The following is a 15,202-nucleotide window of genomic DNA, read 5'->3' as shown; positions in this document are numbered from 1 at the left end:
GCCTGCGCCTCATAGCGCCCGAGGCCGGTCAAAAACGACCGGATTCTGGAAGGTTACCTCCCAGAATGACTGACGCCTTGGGCTAGAAAACGGCGAAAGCGAGGCCAATGGCCGGCTCTGCCAACCCTTTTTCCGCAGCCTGTTAAGGTCGCTTCCGAGGACGGCCTCATGTGCCGGATGCGCCTTGGCGAGCTCAAGGTCGATTTCATGCCTGACGATGCGGCACTGCTCGGTTTCACGAACCGATGGTATGCGCGCGGTATCGAGACCGCCGTGACCGCCACATTGACGCCGGATCTGCAGATCAAACATCTCACCGCTCCCTATTTCCTTGCAACGAAATTGGAGGCCTATCTCGGTCGCGGCGGCAATGATCCGCTGAGAAGTCACGATCTTGAAGATGTCCTGCTCGTGATAGATGGACGTGAAGAGCTCCTTGCCGAGGTTCTCGAGGCCGACGACGACGTTCGAACGTTTATCGCCAAACAACTTCGCGACCTTCAGGCACATGAATATTTCGACTCCTTTCTGGATGGAAATATTCGCGGCTCTTCCGGGCGGGAAGATGTTGTCCGGAGTCGGATCGAGGCGCTTGCCGGTTACCATGGCGAGGGCTGATCCATGGGGATCATCATCGCCTGGCACAGCACACAGGGGCCGCATACAGAAGATAACCGCGACTGCTGCGGTATAGGGATCCAGGACGAAGCGGCCTTGTGTGTCCTGTTCGATGGCTCCTCATCGGGACTGGATAGCGGTAGCTTTGCGCGCGCTGCGACACGTCGCCTGGTTGACTGGTTTGTCGGCGAGCAGGGGGTGACAGCTGACAAGATCATCGAGCGCCTTCGTGATATCCGTCGGGAACTGGCGGCGAGTTTCAGGAAAGACTCCGCGAGCGTCATGATCGCGCTATTCGATCGGCGGGGAGCCGCCCATCTCATACATGCCGGAGATTGTCTGGCTGGCCTGCGCTATGGTGCGACCGCGATCAGCTGGAGGGTAGCCCCGCATACGCTGGCCAACGCAGTGCGCGATATTGCTATCGAGGAAATAGCAGTCTCGCCGTTGAGAAACCGCATAACGCGAAGCTTTCGAACGAGTGGCTTCATGGCGCCTGATGTGACAGGCTTTGCATTCGAACCGGACAGCGATCTGATCCTTGCGACCGATGGTTTCTGGGCGCTGCTCAGTGCGGAACGACAGATCGAATTTCTTGGCCGTGGCGCTGCTCGCGATACTGAGCATCTCGATGATTGTAGCGCCCTTGTCCTTCGCATCGATGAAGAGATGCCGGACCAGGTGCAAGGGAACGATACCTGCAATCTCTATTTCGTGAATGCGTCTGGCTAAAAGCCTGCGGGTCGTTTTGACCCACCCAGCACCTGCTGAGCGGTAAGATCGAAAATGTGCCTTGAACGGGTTGGATGACGCGAAGCCGACCTAACGCATCACCGTGGCACTGATCCACCCTTGGTCCTCCTCGCGCCGCCATGCCGGCTCGCGAGTCGGAGCCAAGGCACATGACCCCTACCAAGTTGCTTGTCGGGCAGATTTTCGTCGTTTTCGCGATCGTCCTGTTGGGCGTATGGGCCGCGACCCAATGGGCGGCCGCCATGCTAGGATATCAGGCACAGCTCGGTGCGCCTTGGACGATCGCGTTCGGCATCCCGGTCTATCGCCCATGGCAGCTATTTGGCTGGTGGTATCATTATGAGGCTTATGCGCCGGAGGTCTTCGACAAGGCTGGCGCACTGGCCGGGGTCAGCGGCTTTCTTGGATGCGCCTCTGCCATTGCCGGATCGCTATGGCGCGCGCGTCAGAACCGCCAAGTCACCACTTATGGCTCCTCGCGCTGGGCATCGCGGCGCGAGATCGCCAGTGCGGGCCTGCTCCGAGATGCCGGTGTCTTTCTCGGTCGCCTCGGCCCCGATTATCTGCGCCATGACGGTCCCGAGCACATCATGGCCTTTGCGCCGACCCGCTCGGGCAAGGGCGTTGGCCTTGTCGTGCCGTCTCTCCTGTCTTGGACCGGCAGCGTCGTCGTCCATGACATCAAGGGCGAGAACTGGACCCTGACCGCCGGTTGGCGGTCGCGCTTTTCACACTGCCTGCTGTTCAACCCGACCGAGCCGCGCTCGGCACGGTACAATCCGCTGCTGGAGGTCCGCAAAGGCGCGGACGAAGTGCGCGACGTACAGAACATCGCCGATATTCTCGTCGACCCGGAAGGCGCGCTGGAGCGGCGTTCGCACTGGGAGAAAACCAGCCATTCACTGCTGGTAGGGGCCATCCTCCATATTCTCTATGCGGAGGAAGAAAAGACGCTGGCGCGCGTTGCCACCTTTCTCTCCGATCCCCAGCGCAGCTTTGCGAGCACTCTGCGCCGTATGATGGCGACCAACCATCTGGGCACGCGCGAGCATCCGCAGGTCCACCCCGTGGTCGCCAGCGCGGCGCGCGAAGTGCTGAACAAGAGCGAGAACGAGCGGTCCGGCGTGCTCTCCACGGCCATGTCGTTCCTCGGCCTCTACCGCGATCCGACCGTGGCGCAGACGACATCCGCCTGCGACTGGCGGATCGCCGACCTCGTCGATGCCAGGGCGCCGGTGTCGCTCTACCTCGTCATTCCGCCCTCGGATATTTCCCGCACCAAGCCGCTGGTCCGGCTGGTCCTGAACCAGATTGGTCGTCGCCTGACCGAGCGGCTGGAAGGCGATCCACGCAAGAGCCGCAAGCACCAGCTGCTGATGATGCTGGATGAGTTCCCGGCACTGGGCCGTCTCGACTTCTTCGAGACCGCACTTGCCTTCATGGCCGGCTACGGCATCCGCGCCTATCTCATCGCGCAGAGCCTCAATCAGATCAGCAAGGCCTATGGCGAGAACAACGCCATCCTCGACAACTGCCATGTCCGCATCGCCTTCAGCTCGAACGACGAACGCACGGCCAAGCGGATTAGCGATGCGCTCGGCACCGCGACCGAACTGCGCGCCCAGCGCAATTATGCCGGGCATCGTCTCGCGCCCTGGCTCAGCCATGTCATGGTGTCGCGGCAGGAAACGGCACGGCCGCTGTTGACGCCTGGCGAGGTCATGCAGTTGCCGCCTGCCGATGAACTGGTGATGGTTTCCGGACTGGCACCGATCCGGGCAAAGAAGCTGCGCTACTATGAGGATCGCAACTTCGCCGCGCGCGTGATGCCGCCGCCAGTACTTGGGAATGGCCCGTATCAGGACCGGCCGGAACCCCGCGCCGACGACTGGGGGAGTGAAACGCGCAGTCCCCATGATGGCCTCGCTGCTGCATCGACGGACGATATCGATGCTTTTGCGCAAGCCGAGGGCGGTCTTCAGCAGGAACGCCATCCCGGCCTGGCCGAAGAACATACCCCGGCTCCGGCTGAGACGGAGCGCGATGCCACCCCCGGCACCGACGACGAGAGCGACGAGGTCGCCGACCGACGCGCCATGGACCGTCTGCGCAATCTGAACCCGGTCCAGCGTGCCTATGGCATCAACGAGAGTGCGGATCGCGGCGACGATCTGCTGCCGAACTTCTGACGGGGAGAAACGGCAGTGAAGCCACGCCATCATCTCTATCTCGACGAGGAACTGACCGCCCGGCTCGACATGCTGGCATCGAAGCCTGGCACGTCGAAGTCCGCGATCATCTCCGACGCCCTACGCGAATATCTCAATCGCCGCGCCACCCGCGAAGTCGATGACCTGCTCAAGCACCGGCTCGACCGGATCAGCAATCAGCTGGGGCGAATCGAACGCGACGCGACCGTGCTGCTGGAAACCCTGTCGCTGTTCGTCCGCTATCAGCTGACCGTAACTGCGCCGCTGCCCGAAGCGGACAAGGCCGCACAGGCGGTCGGGCGCGAGCGCTTCCGCCGTTTCGTCGATCAGGTGGGCCGGCAGCTTGCGACTGGCCGGTCGATCGACACTCCGGCTGGCGATGGTGAGCCGTCATGAGCGGCGCGCTTGGGGCACAGTCACGCGACCGTCGCAGCGCCATGCTGCGAACCGCTATGGGGTCGGCTATTGCTGCCGCGCTCGCCGATCCGCTTGTCATCGAGATCATGGTCAACCCGGATGGCGTGCTGCGGCTCGACCGTCTTGGCGAAGGCCGGATCGAAACCAGCGCCCGGCTGGAAGCGGCCGAGGCAGAGCGGATCGTGCGTCTCGTCGCCAGCCATGTGCGCGCAGAAGTCCATGCCGATGCGCCGATCATCAGTGCGGAACTGCCAATCCATGAGGACGGCTCGGGCGGCGAGCGCTTCGAAGGTCTGCTCCCGCCGGTAGCGTCGGCGCCATGCTTCGCCATTCGCAAGCGGGCTGCCCGCATCCACCGCCTCGATGACTATCTGGCCGACGGCATCATGCGCGCCGAAGTCGCCGGGGTGCTCGCCAATGCCGTCGTCGCCCGGCGCAACATCCTTGTCGCGGGGGGCACATCGTCGGGCAAGACCACGCTGGCGAACGCGCTGCTGGCCGAGATGGCGAACCTCGACGAGCGGGTGATCCTGATCGAGGACACGCGCGAGCTGCAATGCGCGGCGCCCGATACAGTGGCACTGCGAACGAAGTCCGGCGCCGTGACGATGGCCGATCTCGTCCGCTCGACCCTGCGGTTGAGACCCGACCGCATCATCGTTGGCGAGGTCCGGGGCGGCGAAGCCCTCGACATGCTCAAAGCCTGGAACACCGGCCATCCCGGTGGCATCGCCACCGTCCATGCCAACAGTGCGCGATCCGCGCTCTACCGCATCGAACAGCTGGTTGCGGAAAGTGTCGTCACCGTACCGCGCCGCCTGATCGCAGAAGCGATCGACATGGTGGTGTTCATCTCCGGCCGGGGCACCGGCCGCAGGATCGAGACCGTTGCCGAGGTCGGCGGGCTCGATGCCGACGGCGATTACGCCGTCACCGACCTCGTCATCCCCCACAGCATTGGAGACTGATCCATGTCCGTATCACGTCCGTTCGTCCCCGCGCGCATGTCGCGCGCTACGCTCATCGCTACCGCCCTGCTGCTGCCCGTCACTGCCATGGCATCGGGTTCAGGTATGCCATGGGAGGAACCGCTCCAGCAGATTCTGGAGTCGGTTCAGGGGCCGGTTGCCAAGATCGTCGCGGTGATCGTCATCATCACCACCGGCCTGGCGCTGGCGTTCGGTGAGACCTCCGGCGGTTTCCGCAAGCTGATCCAGATCGTATTCGGTCTTTCGATTGCCTTTGCCGCCTCCAGCTTCTTCCTCTCCTTCTTCAGCTTCGGCGGCGGGGCGCTGGTCTGATGGCCGGGCCCGGTTCCATCGCCGGCGGCGGGCATATCGCCAATGGACACATCGACGGCTTCGAGGTGCCGCTGCATCGCTCGTTGACCGAGGCGATCCTACTTGGTGGCGCGCCGCGCGGTATCGCGATCCTCAACGGCACGCTCGCCGCTGCGATGGGGCTGGGCCTTCAGCAGTGGATTGCGGGCCTGCTGCTCTGGCTCGCCGGACACAGCCTCGCCGTCTTCGCGGCCAAGCGCGATCCCGATTTCGCGCCCGTGCTGGCCCGCCACCTCCGGCAGAAGGCCTATCTTTCATGCTGAACCTCAAGGAATATCGCGGCACGGCCGACCGGCTGGCCGACCATCTGCCATGGGCCGCACTGGTGGCGCCGGGCGTCGTGCTCAACAAGGACGGCAGCTTCCAGCGCACGCTGCGTTTTCGCGGTCCTGATCTTCAAAGCGCGACCGAAGCCGAACTTCTCTCGGTCTGCGCCCGTGCCAACAATGCGCTCCGGCGCCTCGGATCGGGCTGGGCCTTCTTCTTCGATGCCGAACGGATCGAGGCTATGGACTATCCCGATAGCCCATTCCCCGATGCGGCCTCCTGGCTGGTCGATGAGGAGCGGCGCAGCCATTTCGACGGCCGCAAGGGGCAGCATTTTGAGAGCCGCACCCATCTTACGCTCTGCTATCTGCCGCCCGCCGATCAAGTCAGCCGTGCCGAGCGCGCGTTGCTGGAACGCGATGCGCCCCAGCAGGATCGTGACTGGCGCACGGAACTGCGGGCCTTCATCGCTGAAACCAACCGGGTGCAAGACTTGCTTTCCGGCTTCATGGCAGAGGTTCGAGCGCTCGACGATAGCGAGACGCTGACCTTCCTGCACGGCTGCATCTCGCCCCGGCGCCACGTTGTCGGACTGCCGGAGACGCCGATGTATCTCGACGGCCTGCTGGTCGATACGTCGTTGTCGGGCGGGATCGAACCGATGTTGGGCGACCGGCATCTGCGCACCCTCACCGTGCTGGGATTTCCCAACGCCACCCGGCCCGGCATTCTTGACGCCCTCAACCATCAGGACTTCGCCTATCGCTGGGCGACCCGGTTCATTGCGCTCGACAAGACGGCAGCGAGCAAGGCGCTGACAAAGATCCGCCGCCAGTGGTTCAACAAGCGCAAGTCCATCGCCCAGCTGATGCGCGAGGTGATGATGAACGAGCCGGTCCCGCTGACCGACAGCGATGCGGACAACAAGGTGGTCGATGCCGATCTCGCGCTTCAGGCGCTTGGCGGCGACCATGTCGCTTTCGGCTATTACACGGCGACCATCACCGTCAGCGATGCCGATCGAGGACGCACCGAGGAAAAGGTCCGCATAGTCGAGCGGATCGTCAACGGTCTGGGCTTCACCTGCATCCGCGAGAGCGTAAACGCGGTCGAAGCCTGGCTCGGATCGCTGCCCGGTCATGTCTATGCCAATGTCCGGCAGCCGCTGATCCATACGCTGAACCTGGCGCACCTGATGCCGTTGTCGTCGGTCTGGGCTGGCCCTGCATGCAACCGGCACCTCGGCGGACCGCCACTCCTCTATGCCGAAACCAGCGGTTCGACGCCGTTCCGCCTGTCCACTCATGTCGGCGATGTCGGTCATATGCTGATCGTTGGGCCGACCGGCGCAGGCAAGTCGGTGCTGCTGGCGCTGCTCGCGCTCCAGTTCCGCCGTTATCCCGGTGCCCAAGTCTATGTCTTCGACAAGGGCCTGTCCGCCCGTGCCGCCGTGCTGGCGATGGGCGGCGAGCATCATGCCTTGGGAAGCGGCGGCGAAACGGGGGATGCGCTGGCATTCCAGCCCCTGCGCAATATCGACGATGATGCAGAACGCACATGGGCGGCGGAATGGATCGCGGCGCTGCTTACCGCCGAGCGCATGGAAGTGACGCCAGAGATCAAGGAAGCGCTATGGTCGGCGCTGACAAATCTTGCCGGCGCCCCGCCCGAACAGCGCACGCTGACCGGCCTGTGCCTCCTGCTCCAGTCCAATGCGCTGAAGGCGGCGCTCATGCCCTATATCCTGGAAGGTCCGTTCGGTCGCCTTCTCGATGCTGCCGAGAATGCGTTGGCTTTGAGTGATGTTCAGTGCTTCGAGACCGAGGCGCTGATGCACAGCGCGAGCGCGGTCGCTCCGGTGCTGACCTATCTTTTCCATCGGCTGGAAGAGCGGTTCGACGGGCGACCGACCCTGCTGATGCTCGACGAGGCCTGGGTCTTCCTCGACAATCCGCTCTTCGCTGCGCGCATCCGCGAATGGCTGAAGGTTCTGCGCAAGCGCAATGTCAGCGTGATCTTCGCGACCCAGAGCCTTGCCGACATCGCCGACAGCAGCATCGCGCCTTCCATCATCGAAAGCTGCCCGCAGCGCATCTTCCTCGCCAACGATCGGGCCGTCGAACCGCAGGGCCGTGCTGCCTATGAGCGCTTCGGTCTCAACGAGCGGCAGATCGAGCTGATCGCCCGCGCGACCCCAAAGCGGCATTATTACCTGCAATCGCGCGCCGGTAACCGCCTGTTCGAACTCGCGCTGGGGCCGATCGCTCTAGCGCTGTGCAGTGCCTCCGATCCCGACAGGCAGAAGCTGATCGACCGGCTGCTCGATGAGCATGGGCGCGATGGCTTCACCGCAGCCTTCCTGCGGGCCCGTGGGCTCGACTGGGCAGCGGCTTTGCTCGCCGGGTTCGAAGCCGTGCCCGCTGCCGATGTCGGGGCCGATCCCGTCGCGACCGCTTCTCACCCCAAGCAAACGGAGCCTGATCTATGAAATCGCGTCTTCTCGCCACCCTGATGGCCGCCACCGCCACAGTGACTGCTGCCGTCATGCCCGTCACACCGGCCCATGCGCTGCTGGTGTTCGATTCCTCCAACTATGCGCAGAACGTCCTGACCGCCGCGCGTGCGCTTCAGCAGATCAACAATCAGATCCAGGCGCTTCAGAATCAGGCGACGATACTGACCAATATGGGCAAGCATCTCCAGCGGCTCGACTTCTCGTCCCTCAGCGAGATCAGCCGCTCCATGCAGCGGATCGGCACGCTGATGAATCAGGCCGAGGGCATCGCCTTCGATCTTGCCTCCACCGACGAAGCCCTGCGCAAGCAATTCCCCGCGGCATTCGATACGGCACTCTCGACCAACGAGATCATCGCGCAGGCGCGTGCCCGCTATCAGGCATCGATGCAGGGCTACCGCCAGACCATGCGGGTGCAGTCGCAGGTGGTGGAGAATATCCAATCCGACGCCACGCTGCTGACCGAACTGGTCAGTCAGAGCCAGTCGGCCACTGGCAGCCTTCAGGTCGGGCAGGCGACCAACCAGCTGATCGCGCTCTCCACCCGCCAGCAGCTTCAGATCCAGCAGATGATGGCGGCGCAATACCGCGCCGATGCACTGGAGCGTGCCCGCGAACAGCAGGCGATGGAGGCTGCGCGCGAGCAGAGCCGCCGCTTCATCGGCACCTCCAGCCTTTACACCCGCCGCTAGGAGCACAGGCGATGGACCCCGACATCGGCGGGCTCGACCTCAATATTGTCGACGCCTTTCTCGACACCTTCCTCACCTATATCGACAGCGGCTTTGGCTTGCTGTCCGGTGACGTCGCCTTCCTGACCACGGTGCTGATCGGCATCGATGTTACGCTCGCCGCGCTGTGGTGGGTGCTGGATAACGATCAGGACGTGCTCGGGCGACTGGTCAAGAAAGTCCTCTATGTCGGGGCCTTCGCTTACATCCTCGGCAATTTCTCGCGGCTTGCCGACATCGTTTATCGCAGTTTTTCGGGGCTGGGCATCACGGCGGGCGGCGGTGGCCTCTCCGCTGATGATCTCCTTCATCCCGGCAGGATCGCTGGCACCGGGTTTACGGCTGCCTATCCACTGATTGCCAAGGTCAACGATCTGATGGGCTTTCCCGAATTCTTCGGCAATTTTCTCGCCATTGCGGTACTGCTGATCTGCTGGCTGCTGGTGGTGCTGGCCTTCTTCATCCTCGCCATCCAGCTCTTCGTCACGATCGTCGAGTTCAAGCTGACGGCCCTTGCAGGCTTCGTGCTCGTGCCGTTCGCACTCTGGAACAAGACCAGCTTCCTCGCCGAGCGGGTGCTGGGCAATGTCGTCTCGTCAGGCATCAAGGTGATGGTGCTCGCCGTCATCATCGGCATTGGCACCAACTATTTCGACCAGATGACGAACCTTGTCGGGGATGATCCCGGCATCGCCGAAGCGCTCACCCTGCTGATGGGCGCGCTGACGCTATTCGGGCTTGGCATCTTCGGTCCTGGCATTGCCTCCGGTCTCGTATCCGGCGCGCCGCAACTTGGTGCGGGTGCCGCGATCGGCACGGCGGCAGGCGCTGCGATCATGACCGGCGGTGCCGCCTTGCTCGGCGCACGCGGCGCGATGATGGCCGGGCGCGGCGGCATGGGCGCGATCCGCGCGGGTACGGCCATGGGTTCGGCGGCCTCGACCGCCTACAAGCTGGGGCAGGAGACCTCGGGCAGCACAAGCATCGGCGCAGGCCTCGGCGGTATCGCGACCGCAGCGGACGGTGCGGCATCGCAGACGGTGAAAGCGGGTGCGGCGCGTATTGCCGCCCCCGTGCAGGCCAGCGCCGCCGCAGGGCAGCAGGCCGCGTGGAATGCTGGACGGACATCGCCGGTTCCTGCCGCGCCCTCCGCTAACACCGCACCATCCGATCCGGCACCGGCCTGGGCGCAGAGCCTCCGGTCCCAGCAGACCGCCCGGCACCACCGGCACATGGCGATGCAAGCCGTGAAGGACGGCGATCGTCCCGGCGGCTCCGCCAATCCCGACCTCAGCGAAAAGGAGTGAAATGCCATGATCTTCAAGCGATCCATCCAGCGCTACGGGCAGATGCCCGCGCCGGAAACCCCGTGGCAGCGCGCCGGGCAGCTATGGGATGAACGCTTAGGTTCGGCCCGTGTGCAGGCGCGAAACTGGCGATTGGTGGCCTTTTCCAGTCTGGGCTTCACCGGCATCCTGATCGCCTCCAATGTCTGGCAGTCGATGCAAAGCCGGGTTGCGCCCTATGTCGTGGAGGTAGATCGGCTCGGCGAAGCCCGCAGCGTTGCTCCGGCGATTCAGAACTACCGGCCGACCGATGGCCAGATCGCCTGGCATCTGGGCCGATTCATTTCCAACGTCCGCTCGGTCTCGACCGATCCAGTGCTGGTGAAGCGCAATTGGCTCGATGCCTATGATTTCGCCACCGACCGGGCGGCGATCTTCCTCAATGACTATGCGCGATCCAATGACCCGTTCGCCGGAATCGGCCAGCGCAGCGTATCGGTGCAGGTGACGAGCGTGGTCCGGGCATCGGACAACAGCTTCCAGGTCAAATGGACCGAGAGCATTTTCGAGCGCGGCAGCCTTTCCAAGACCGAGCGCTGGACGGCAATGCTGACCGTCATCATGCAGCCGCCCAAGACCGCCGACGCATTGCGCAAGAACCCGCTCGGCCTGTTCGTCAACGCCATCGACTGGGCGCGCGAACTGGACGCCCAGCCATCCAATCAAGCGCGGCAGGCTGGTCGTGCTCAGGTGCCGACGGACAATCTGCCGACCGCCGACGATGCAACACTTCCAACCGAGCCGACGGCTATTCCCATGCCGACAGTCGCCCCGGCACCAGTCCCCACCACCGATGAGAAGGGAGATCGCCCATGATCCGTTTGTCCCTGCCGCCGCTTCCTCTCCTGGCCCTTGGCGCCTGCGCCGGTGCGACGCCGCCTCCGGCAATCGCGCTGGATGCTACACGGTTCCAGCCTGCTACCCGTGAAGCGGAACCGCCCAAGCCGGTGGAGATCGTCACCGTTCCGCAGCCGCTGCCCTTGCCGGGACAGATGCTGCCATCGCCGTCCGCGACGAAGGAGACCGGCGCGCCAACCGCGCGGGTGGATGCTGCGAACCGAGCGGCAACCCGCGAGCCATCGAGCGCGGGCTATATCAACGCGATGCAGGTCTATCCCTGGACCGATGGGGCGCTCTATCGTCTTTATGCCGCGCCGGAGCGGGTCAGCGATGTCGCACTCCAGCGCGGCGAAAAGCTGCTGGCCGTCTCGGCGGGCGATACAGTGCGCTGGGTCATCGGTGACACCACCAGCGGCTCAGGCGAAGATGCCCGTGTGCATGTCTTGGTGAAGCCCTTTGCCTCTGGGCTTGTCACCAACATGGTCATCGCGACCGACCGGCGCGCCTATCATCTGGCGCTGGAAAGTACCGACCGCACCGCGATGGCAGCGATCAGCTGGACCTATCCGCAGGATCGGCTCCTGGCCTTGCAACGCCAGAACCAGCTTGCCGAGCAGGCGACGCCGATCGCATCCGACATTGAGCTGGCGGACCTGCGTTTTGCCTATGCCATCTCCGGCGACAATCCACCGTGGCGCCCGATCCGGGCGTGGGACGACGGCCGCAAGGTCTATATCGAGTTTCCGGCCCGGCTCGACCAGGGTGAGGCCCCGCCGCTCTTCGTCGTCGGCCCGCGTGGCGGTAGGCAGCTCGTCAATTATCGCGTCAGCGGCAATCACTACATCGTCGATCGGCTCTTTGGTGCCGCCGAACTGCGTCTTGGTGAAAAGCCGCAGCAGGTCGTCCGCATCAGTCGGACCGATGCTGGGGTCGAGGGGAAGCGAAAGTGAGCGCGGGCGAAAACTCTCCCGCCAACGGCGCACAGGCGGACGATGTCGTTGCCGTAGGACCGGAGACGGCGGCGCCGCCGCAGAAGGTCGCACCAGAGGGGCTGGTGCTGCGTGCCAGTCCCCGCCGCGTCGTCCGTTTCCGGCGCGGCGTCATCATAGGTGGGGCGGCGCTCGGCTCGCTGGCTATTGCTGGCATGACGTGGATGGCGCTCGGGTCGAAGGCGCTGCACATCGTTGAGGCGGGTAGCGAGAAGGCAATCAGTGACCGCCGCACGCCGGCCGACGCCGTTGCCGATCTGCCCGGCGATTATAGCAAGGTCAAAGCCGGGACGCCGGTGCTGGGTCCACCGCTGCCGGGCGACCTCGGCCGTCCGATCCTTGAGCATCAGCGTGGGCTCGCCAATCAGCGCGATGGTTCCGTTGCCGGGCATCTGGCGCCGACTGCCGCCGACCAGGCCGCCGAAGCCGAACGCCAGCGGATCGCATCGCAGGCGCATCAGGCCCGTGAGGCCAGCGTGATGGTGCAATCATCGGCGCGTGGCGTAACCAGTTCCAGCGCGGATGCTGCCGGGACCGCCGTTGCAGGACAACCAGCGACTACCGGCGAGGCCGGGCGTCTGGCTCTCGATCCCGATAAGGACCAGAACAACCAGCAGCGCAAGATCGACTTCATGGCGCAGCAGGCAACAGGGGGAACGGCCAGCGCGCACCGGCTCGAAACCCCGGCATCACCCTATCAGCTAATGGCGGGCAGCATCATTGCCGCCAGTCTCGTCACCGGAATTAACTCGGACCTGCCCGGCATGGTGGTCGCGCAGGTGACGGAGCCTGTGTTTGATACGGTAACGGGCCGAACTTTGCTGATCCCGCAAGGCTCCCGGCTGATCGGCAGCTATGACAGTGTCGTTGCGTTCGGTCAGAAAAGAGCGCTGCTCGCATGGCAGCGCATCATCCTGCCCGATGGCAGCTCGATCCAGATCGACAATCTGCCAGCGACCGATACGGCCGGCTATGCGGGCCTTGCCGACAAGGTCGATTTGCACAGCTGGCAACTTCTGAAAGGAGTGGCGCTATCGACCCTATTGGGCGTCGGCACGCAGCTCTCGCTCGGCAGTGACGAAAGCGATCTCGTCCGCGCACTCCGCCAGTCCACACAGCAATCGGCCAATCAGGCTGGTCAGCAGATCGTCTCAAAGAACCTCAACATCCAGCCCACGATCACGGTCCGCCCCGGCTGGCCGCTGCGCATCGTCGTCCACAAGGACATCACCCTACGGCCGTGGAGCGGCACCCGCTGAAAGGAGGAAACCATGCTCAAACTGGCAAAACTGCCCGATCGCACGCCGATCAAGATCACGCTGACTGTCACCCCCGACCTGGCGCGGGCGCTCGGCGATTACACCATCATCTATAATCGCAGCTATGGCGACAAGGCCGAGATGGCGGACCTCCTACCAGCTATGCTGGACGCATTTCTTGCCAGCGACCGGGCGTTCGCCAAGGCGCGCAAGGACGGGGAGGGAGGGCCATGAGGCGATACATCGTGATCGGCCGGCTAAAGCATAGCCGCCAAGGTGGTTGGGAAGGCGAAATCAACACCCTTACCATTCGGCGACAGATCCGTTTGGTGCCGAACGATGATCGTGGAAGCTGTAATGCGCCGGTTTTCCGCATCATGCTGGGATGGCAGCACATCGGGGAAGCATGGGAAAACGAGACCCGCAAGCAGCCCTTGCGAACCTATCTGCGCCTTCGAATCGAGGATCCGCTTTGTCCGCTTGATGCCTTCCTCTTTCCAGATGCGGAAGCCGACTGCGCAAGCCTGATCATGGATTGTAGCAGGAACGCGCCATCCAGCCAACCGACCTGGGAGGATCTGGATGGCTGAAGCTGAGCAAGTTCCGGAGCGATTGCTGAGATTGGATGAGGTAATGCGGCGCGTCGGCCTAGGAAAGTCGATGATTTATCGCCTGATCTCGGAACGACGCTTCCCTCCGCCCTACAAAATCTCACCCTTTGCCTCTCGCTGGAGCGAACGTGAGATAGTCAGCTGGATCGCGGATGTAAAAGACGGGTTTGAAGGCAAAAAGCGATCGATCTGAGATTTTTAGCTCGGAGCCTTGCCTCGCTCCAGGCCGAAAAGCGCCCATCTCGGTCATAAGATTAATCCTGCCAATATCCTGAAAGCGGACATCGTAGCTGACGGGATTGGAACGGCGGTGATGCTGCACGGTGGAATAGTTGGCCGGATCCGAGTATACCTTAGTCATGGCCTTTTCGAATCCTCAAGTGTACATGACCGAACTGGCAGAGCCTCTCTGCCGTCGCCTTGAGGCGGAGCCAACCGCCTACGACCTCGCAATTGCGACCTGCATCATTTTGTACCATTTTGCTGATGTGGTGGCCCACGTGCGGGGCGGAAAGCCACATGAGATCGCGGACGAGATCGCGGCGAAGTTCCCGGACTTCCACACGATCCGGGCGATTGCCAACGCAGGCAAGCACGTAGAGTTGACCCGCCATCCGAAGTCTGAGTTGGTAGGGCTGCGTGCTGAGCATTTGGTCAGAGGCAAAGGCTCGGCGTTTAACGACGGGTCTTATTTCGAGGGCAATGTAACTTGGTCTGACATGCCGGAGGCCGTGGTTGTGGAAACGCCGGACGGACGGCTGCACGATGTGCCGCACCTGTGCGCACGTGTGTTCAAAGCCCTCTGCTCTGACACCGAACTTTCCCAAGTTTGACCTGCGACCACGGTATTCCAGCAGATACTCTAACCGGCGGTCTAGCGCCAGTATCGGTCGTTCAAGTGTTGTTTGCGAAGTGCTGAAAGCAGCTATTATCAGCCTAGTCTGAACCAATAGGTGTCGTTGGGGGACGGTTTGTTCCGTTGTGGACAGGAAAGCCCATGTCCATCCTCACGCAAATGTGGCCTGAGGCCGGAAGCAACAAATCATCCTTTGACACTCCAGCGTCATCCGCAACCTTTTGAACACCAGAATGAATTTGCTCTTTGATGTGGTCTGATATTCGCCTGAGGAGCGGCCTTAACTGAAACACCGCACGTTCTGATCTGCCCCCCGCTGAGTGGCCCAGAGACTATGATAGTCTGGACCATGAAAGGGACATTGAATGCCGAGCAAGAAGCACAAGCCGGAAGAGATCATCGGCAAGCTGCGTGAAGTTGAGATTGTGCTGGCGCAGGGAGCGAGCACGG

The 15,202-nt window shown here is 63.1% G+C and carries 17 protein-coding genes; all 17 read left to right on the top strand.

The features are described from left to right. The first annotated feature begins 168 nt into the window (after positions 1–168). The 17 genes from F4U95_RS23690 to F4U95_RS23610 all read left to right on the top strand — a co-directional run bounded on the left by F4U95_RS23690 (position 169) and on the right by F4U95_RS23610 (position 14,729). Entirely contained in the window at positions 169–618 is a 450-nt protein-coding gene (locus tag F4U95_RS23690) for a hypothetical protein (RefSeq protein ID WP_150426926.1), read from the top strand. Between the two features lie 3 nt (positions 619–621). Next, positions 622–1,350 carry a hypothetical protein gene (locus tag F4U95_RS23685; protein ID WP_150426925.1) on the top strand — a complete coding sequence of 243 codons (729 nt, stop codon included), beginning with the start codon at positions 622–624 and terminating at the stop codon, positions 1,348–1,350. Between the two features lie 170 nt (positions 1,351–1,520). Further along, positions 1,521–3,560 carry a conjugal transfer protein TraG gene (locus F4U95_RS23680; RefSeq protein WP_150426924.1) on the top strand — a complete coding sequence of 680 codons (2,040 nt, stop codon included), beginning with the start codon at positions 1,521–1,523 and terminating at the stop codon, positions 3,558–3,560. A gap of 15 nt (positions 3,561–3,575) precedes the next feature. Further along, a complete protein-coding gene (locus F4U95_RS23675; RefSeq protein WP_150426923.1) occupies positions 3,576–3,977 on the top strand; it encodes a ribbon-helix-helix domain-containing protein in 402 nt (133 codons plus the stop codon). Beyond that, on the top strand, positions 3,974–4,966 hold the full coding sequence (trbB, locus tag F4U95_RS23670) for a P-type conjugative transfer ATPase TrbB (protein WP_211364038.1): 993 nt from the start codon (positions 3,974–3,976) through the stop codon (positions 4,964–4,966). The genes F4U95_RS23675 and trbB overlap by 4 nt, the downstream gene beginning before the upstream one ends. 36 nt (positions 4,967–5,002) lie before the next feature. Further along, positions 5,003–5,299 (top strand): TrbC/VirB2 family type IV secretion system protein, encoded by a 297-nt coding sequence (locus F4U95_RS23665; protein ID WP_211364039.1) that lies wholly within the window; start codon positions 5,003–5,005, stop codon positions 5,297–5,299. Beyond that, positions 5,299–5,601: a VirB3 family type IV secretion system protein gene (locus F4U95_RS23660; RefSeq protein ID WP_150426921.1), complete on the top strand. Its 303-nt coding sequence runs from the start codon at positions 5,299–5,301 to the stop codon at positions 5,599–5,601. The genes F4U95_RS23665 and F4U95_RS23660 overlap by 1 nt, the downstream gene beginning before the upstream one ends. Beyond that, on the top strand, positions 5,595–8,093 hold the full coding sequence (trbE, locus tag F4U95_RS23655; RefSeq protein ID WP_150426920.1) for a conjugal transfer protein TrbE: 2,499 nt from the start codon (positions 5,595–5,597) through the stop codon (positions 8,091–8,093). The genes F4U95_RS23660 and trbE overlap by 7 nt, the downstream gene beginning before the upstream one ends. Beyond that, complete coding sequence (gene trbJ, locus F4U95_RS23650) at positions 8,090–8,812, top strand: P-type conjugative transfer protein TrbJ (protein ID WP_150426919.1); 723 nt, start codon at positions 8,090–8,092, stop codon at positions 8,810–8,812. Before trbE ends, trbJ begins: the two co-directional genes overlap by 4 nt. An 11-nt stretch (positions 8,813–8,823) precedes the next feature. Beyond that, positions 8,824–10,158 carry a P-type conjugative transfer protein TrbL gene (trbL, locus tag F4U95_RS23645; RefSeq protein WP_150426918.1) on the top strand — a complete coding sequence of 445 codons (1,335 nt, stop codon included), beginning with the start codon at positions 8,824–8,826 and terminating at the stop codon, positions 10,156–10,158. A 6-nt stretch (positions 10,159–10,164) separates the two neighbouring features. Next, entirely contained in the window at positions 10,165–11,013 is an 849-nt protein-coding gene (gene trbF / locus F4U95_RS23640) for a conjugal transfer protein TrbF (RefSeq protein WP_150426917.1), read from the top strand. Beyond that, positions 11,010–11,987, top strand: a complete 978-nt coding sequence (gene trbG, locus F4U95_RS23635; RefSeq protein WP_150426916.1) for a P-type conjugative transfer protein TrbG — start codon at positions 11,010–11,012, stop codon at positions 11,985–11,987. The genes trbF and trbG overlap by 4 nt, the downstream gene beginning before the upstream one ends. Next, positions 11,984–13,285, top strand: a complete 1,302-nt coding sequence (locus F4U95_RS23630; RefSeq protein WP_150426915.1) for a TraB/TrbI/VirB10 family type IV secretion system protein — start codon at positions 11,984–11,986, stop codon at positions 13,283–13,285. Before trbG ends, F4U95_RS23630 begins: the two co-directional genes overlap by 4 nt. Positions 13,286–13,297: 12 nt before the next feature. Beyond that, on the top strand, positions 13,298–13,519 hold the full coding sequence (locus F4U95_RS23625) for a DUF2274 domain-containing protein (RefSeq protein WP_150426914.1): 222 nt from the start codon (positions 13,298–13,300) through the stop codon (positions 13,517–13,519). Further along, on the top strand, positions 13,516–13,875 hold the full coding sequence (locus tag F4U95_RS23620) for a DUF736 domain-containing protein (protein ID WP_150426913.1): 360 nt from the start codon (positions 13,516–13,518) through the stop codon (positions 13,873–13,875). The genes F4U95_RS23625 and F4U95_RS23620 overlap by 4 nt, the downstream gene beginning before the upstream one ends. Next, positions 13,868–14,089, top strand: a complete 222-nt coding sequence (locus tag F4U95_RS23615) for a helix-turn-helix transcriptional regulator (RefSeq protein ID WP_150426912.1) — start codon at positions 13,868–13,870, stop codon at positions 14,087–14,089. The genes F4U95_RS23620 and F4U95_RS23615 overlap by 8 nt, the downstream gene beginning before the upstream one ends. Before the next feature lie 193 nt (positions 14,090–14,282). Beyond that, positions 14,283–14,729, top strand: coding sequence for a hypothetical protein (locus F4U95_RS23610; protein ID WP_150426911.1), 447 nt, complete (start codon positions 14,283–14,285; stop codon positions 14,727–14,729). Positions 14,730–15,202: the final 473 nt, after the last annotated feature.

Source organism: Sphingobium limneticum, assembly GCF_008710165.1.
GTDB classification, from domain to species: domain Bacteria; phylum Pseudomonadota; class Alphaproteobacteria; order Sphingomonadales; family Sphingomonadaceae; genus Sphingobium; species Sphingobium limneticum.
Note: the sequence above shows the minus strand (reverse complement) of the source record. Positions and strands in the feature narration are given on the sequence as shown.

Coding starts and splice junctions, on each gene's coding strand:
- F4U95_RS23690 (WP_150426926.1), top strand. CDS start 169: ATGTGCCGGATGCGCCTTGGCGAGCTCAAGGTCGATTTCATGCCTGAC.
- F4U95_RS23685 (WP_150426925.1), top strand. CDS start 622: ATGGGGATCATCATCGCCTGGCACAGCACACAGGGGCCGCATACAGAA.
- F4U95_RS23680 (WP_150426924.1), top strand. CDS start 1,521: ATGACCCCTACCAAGTTGCTTGTCGGGCAGATTTTCGTCGTTTTCGCG.
- trbB (WP_211364038.1), top strand. CDS start 3,974: ATGAGCGGCGCGCTTGGGGCACAGTCACGCGACCGTCGCAGCGCCATG.
- F4U95_RS23665 (WP_211364039.1), top strand. CDS start 5,003: ATGTCGCGCGCTACGCTCATCGCTACCGCCCTGCTGCTGCCCGTCACT.
- F4U95_RS23660 (WP_150426921.1), top strand. CDS start 5,299: ATGGCCGGGCCCGGTTCCATCGCCGGCGGCGGGCATATCGCCAATGGA.
- trbE (WP_150426920.1), top strand. CDS start 5,595: ATGCTGAACCTCAAGGAATATCGCGGCACGGCCGACCGGCTGGCCGAC.
- trbJ (WP_150426919.1), top strand. CDS start 8,090: ATGAAATCGCGTCTTCTCGCCACCCTGATGGCCGCCACCGCCACAGTG.
- trbL (WP_150426918.1), top strand. CDS start 8,824: ATGGACCCCGACATCGGCGGGCTCGACCTCAATATTGTCGACGCCTTT.
- trbF (WP_150426917.1), top strand. CDS start 10,165: ATGATCTTCAAGCGATCCATCCAGCGCTACGGGCAGATGCCCGCGCCG.
- trbG (WP_150426916.1), top strand. CDS start 11,010: ATGATCCGTTTGTCCCTGCCGCCGCTTCCTCTCCTGGCCCTTGGCGCC.
- F4U95_RS23625 (WP_150426914.1), top strand. CDS start 13,298: ATGCTCAAACTGGCAAAACTGCCCGATCGCACGCCGATCAAGATCACG.
- F4U95_RS23620 (WP_150426913.1), top strand. CDS start 13,516: ATGAGGCGATACATCGTGATCGGCCGGCTAAAGCATAGCCGCCAAGGT.
- F4U95_RS23615 (WP_150426912.1), top strand. CDS start 13,868: ATGGCTGAAGCTGAGCAAGTTCCGGAGCGATTGCTGAGATTGGATGAG.
- F4U95_RS23610 (WP_150426911.1), top strand. CDS start 14,283: ATGACCGAACTGGCAGAGCCTCTCTGCCGTCGCCTTGAGGCGGAGCCA.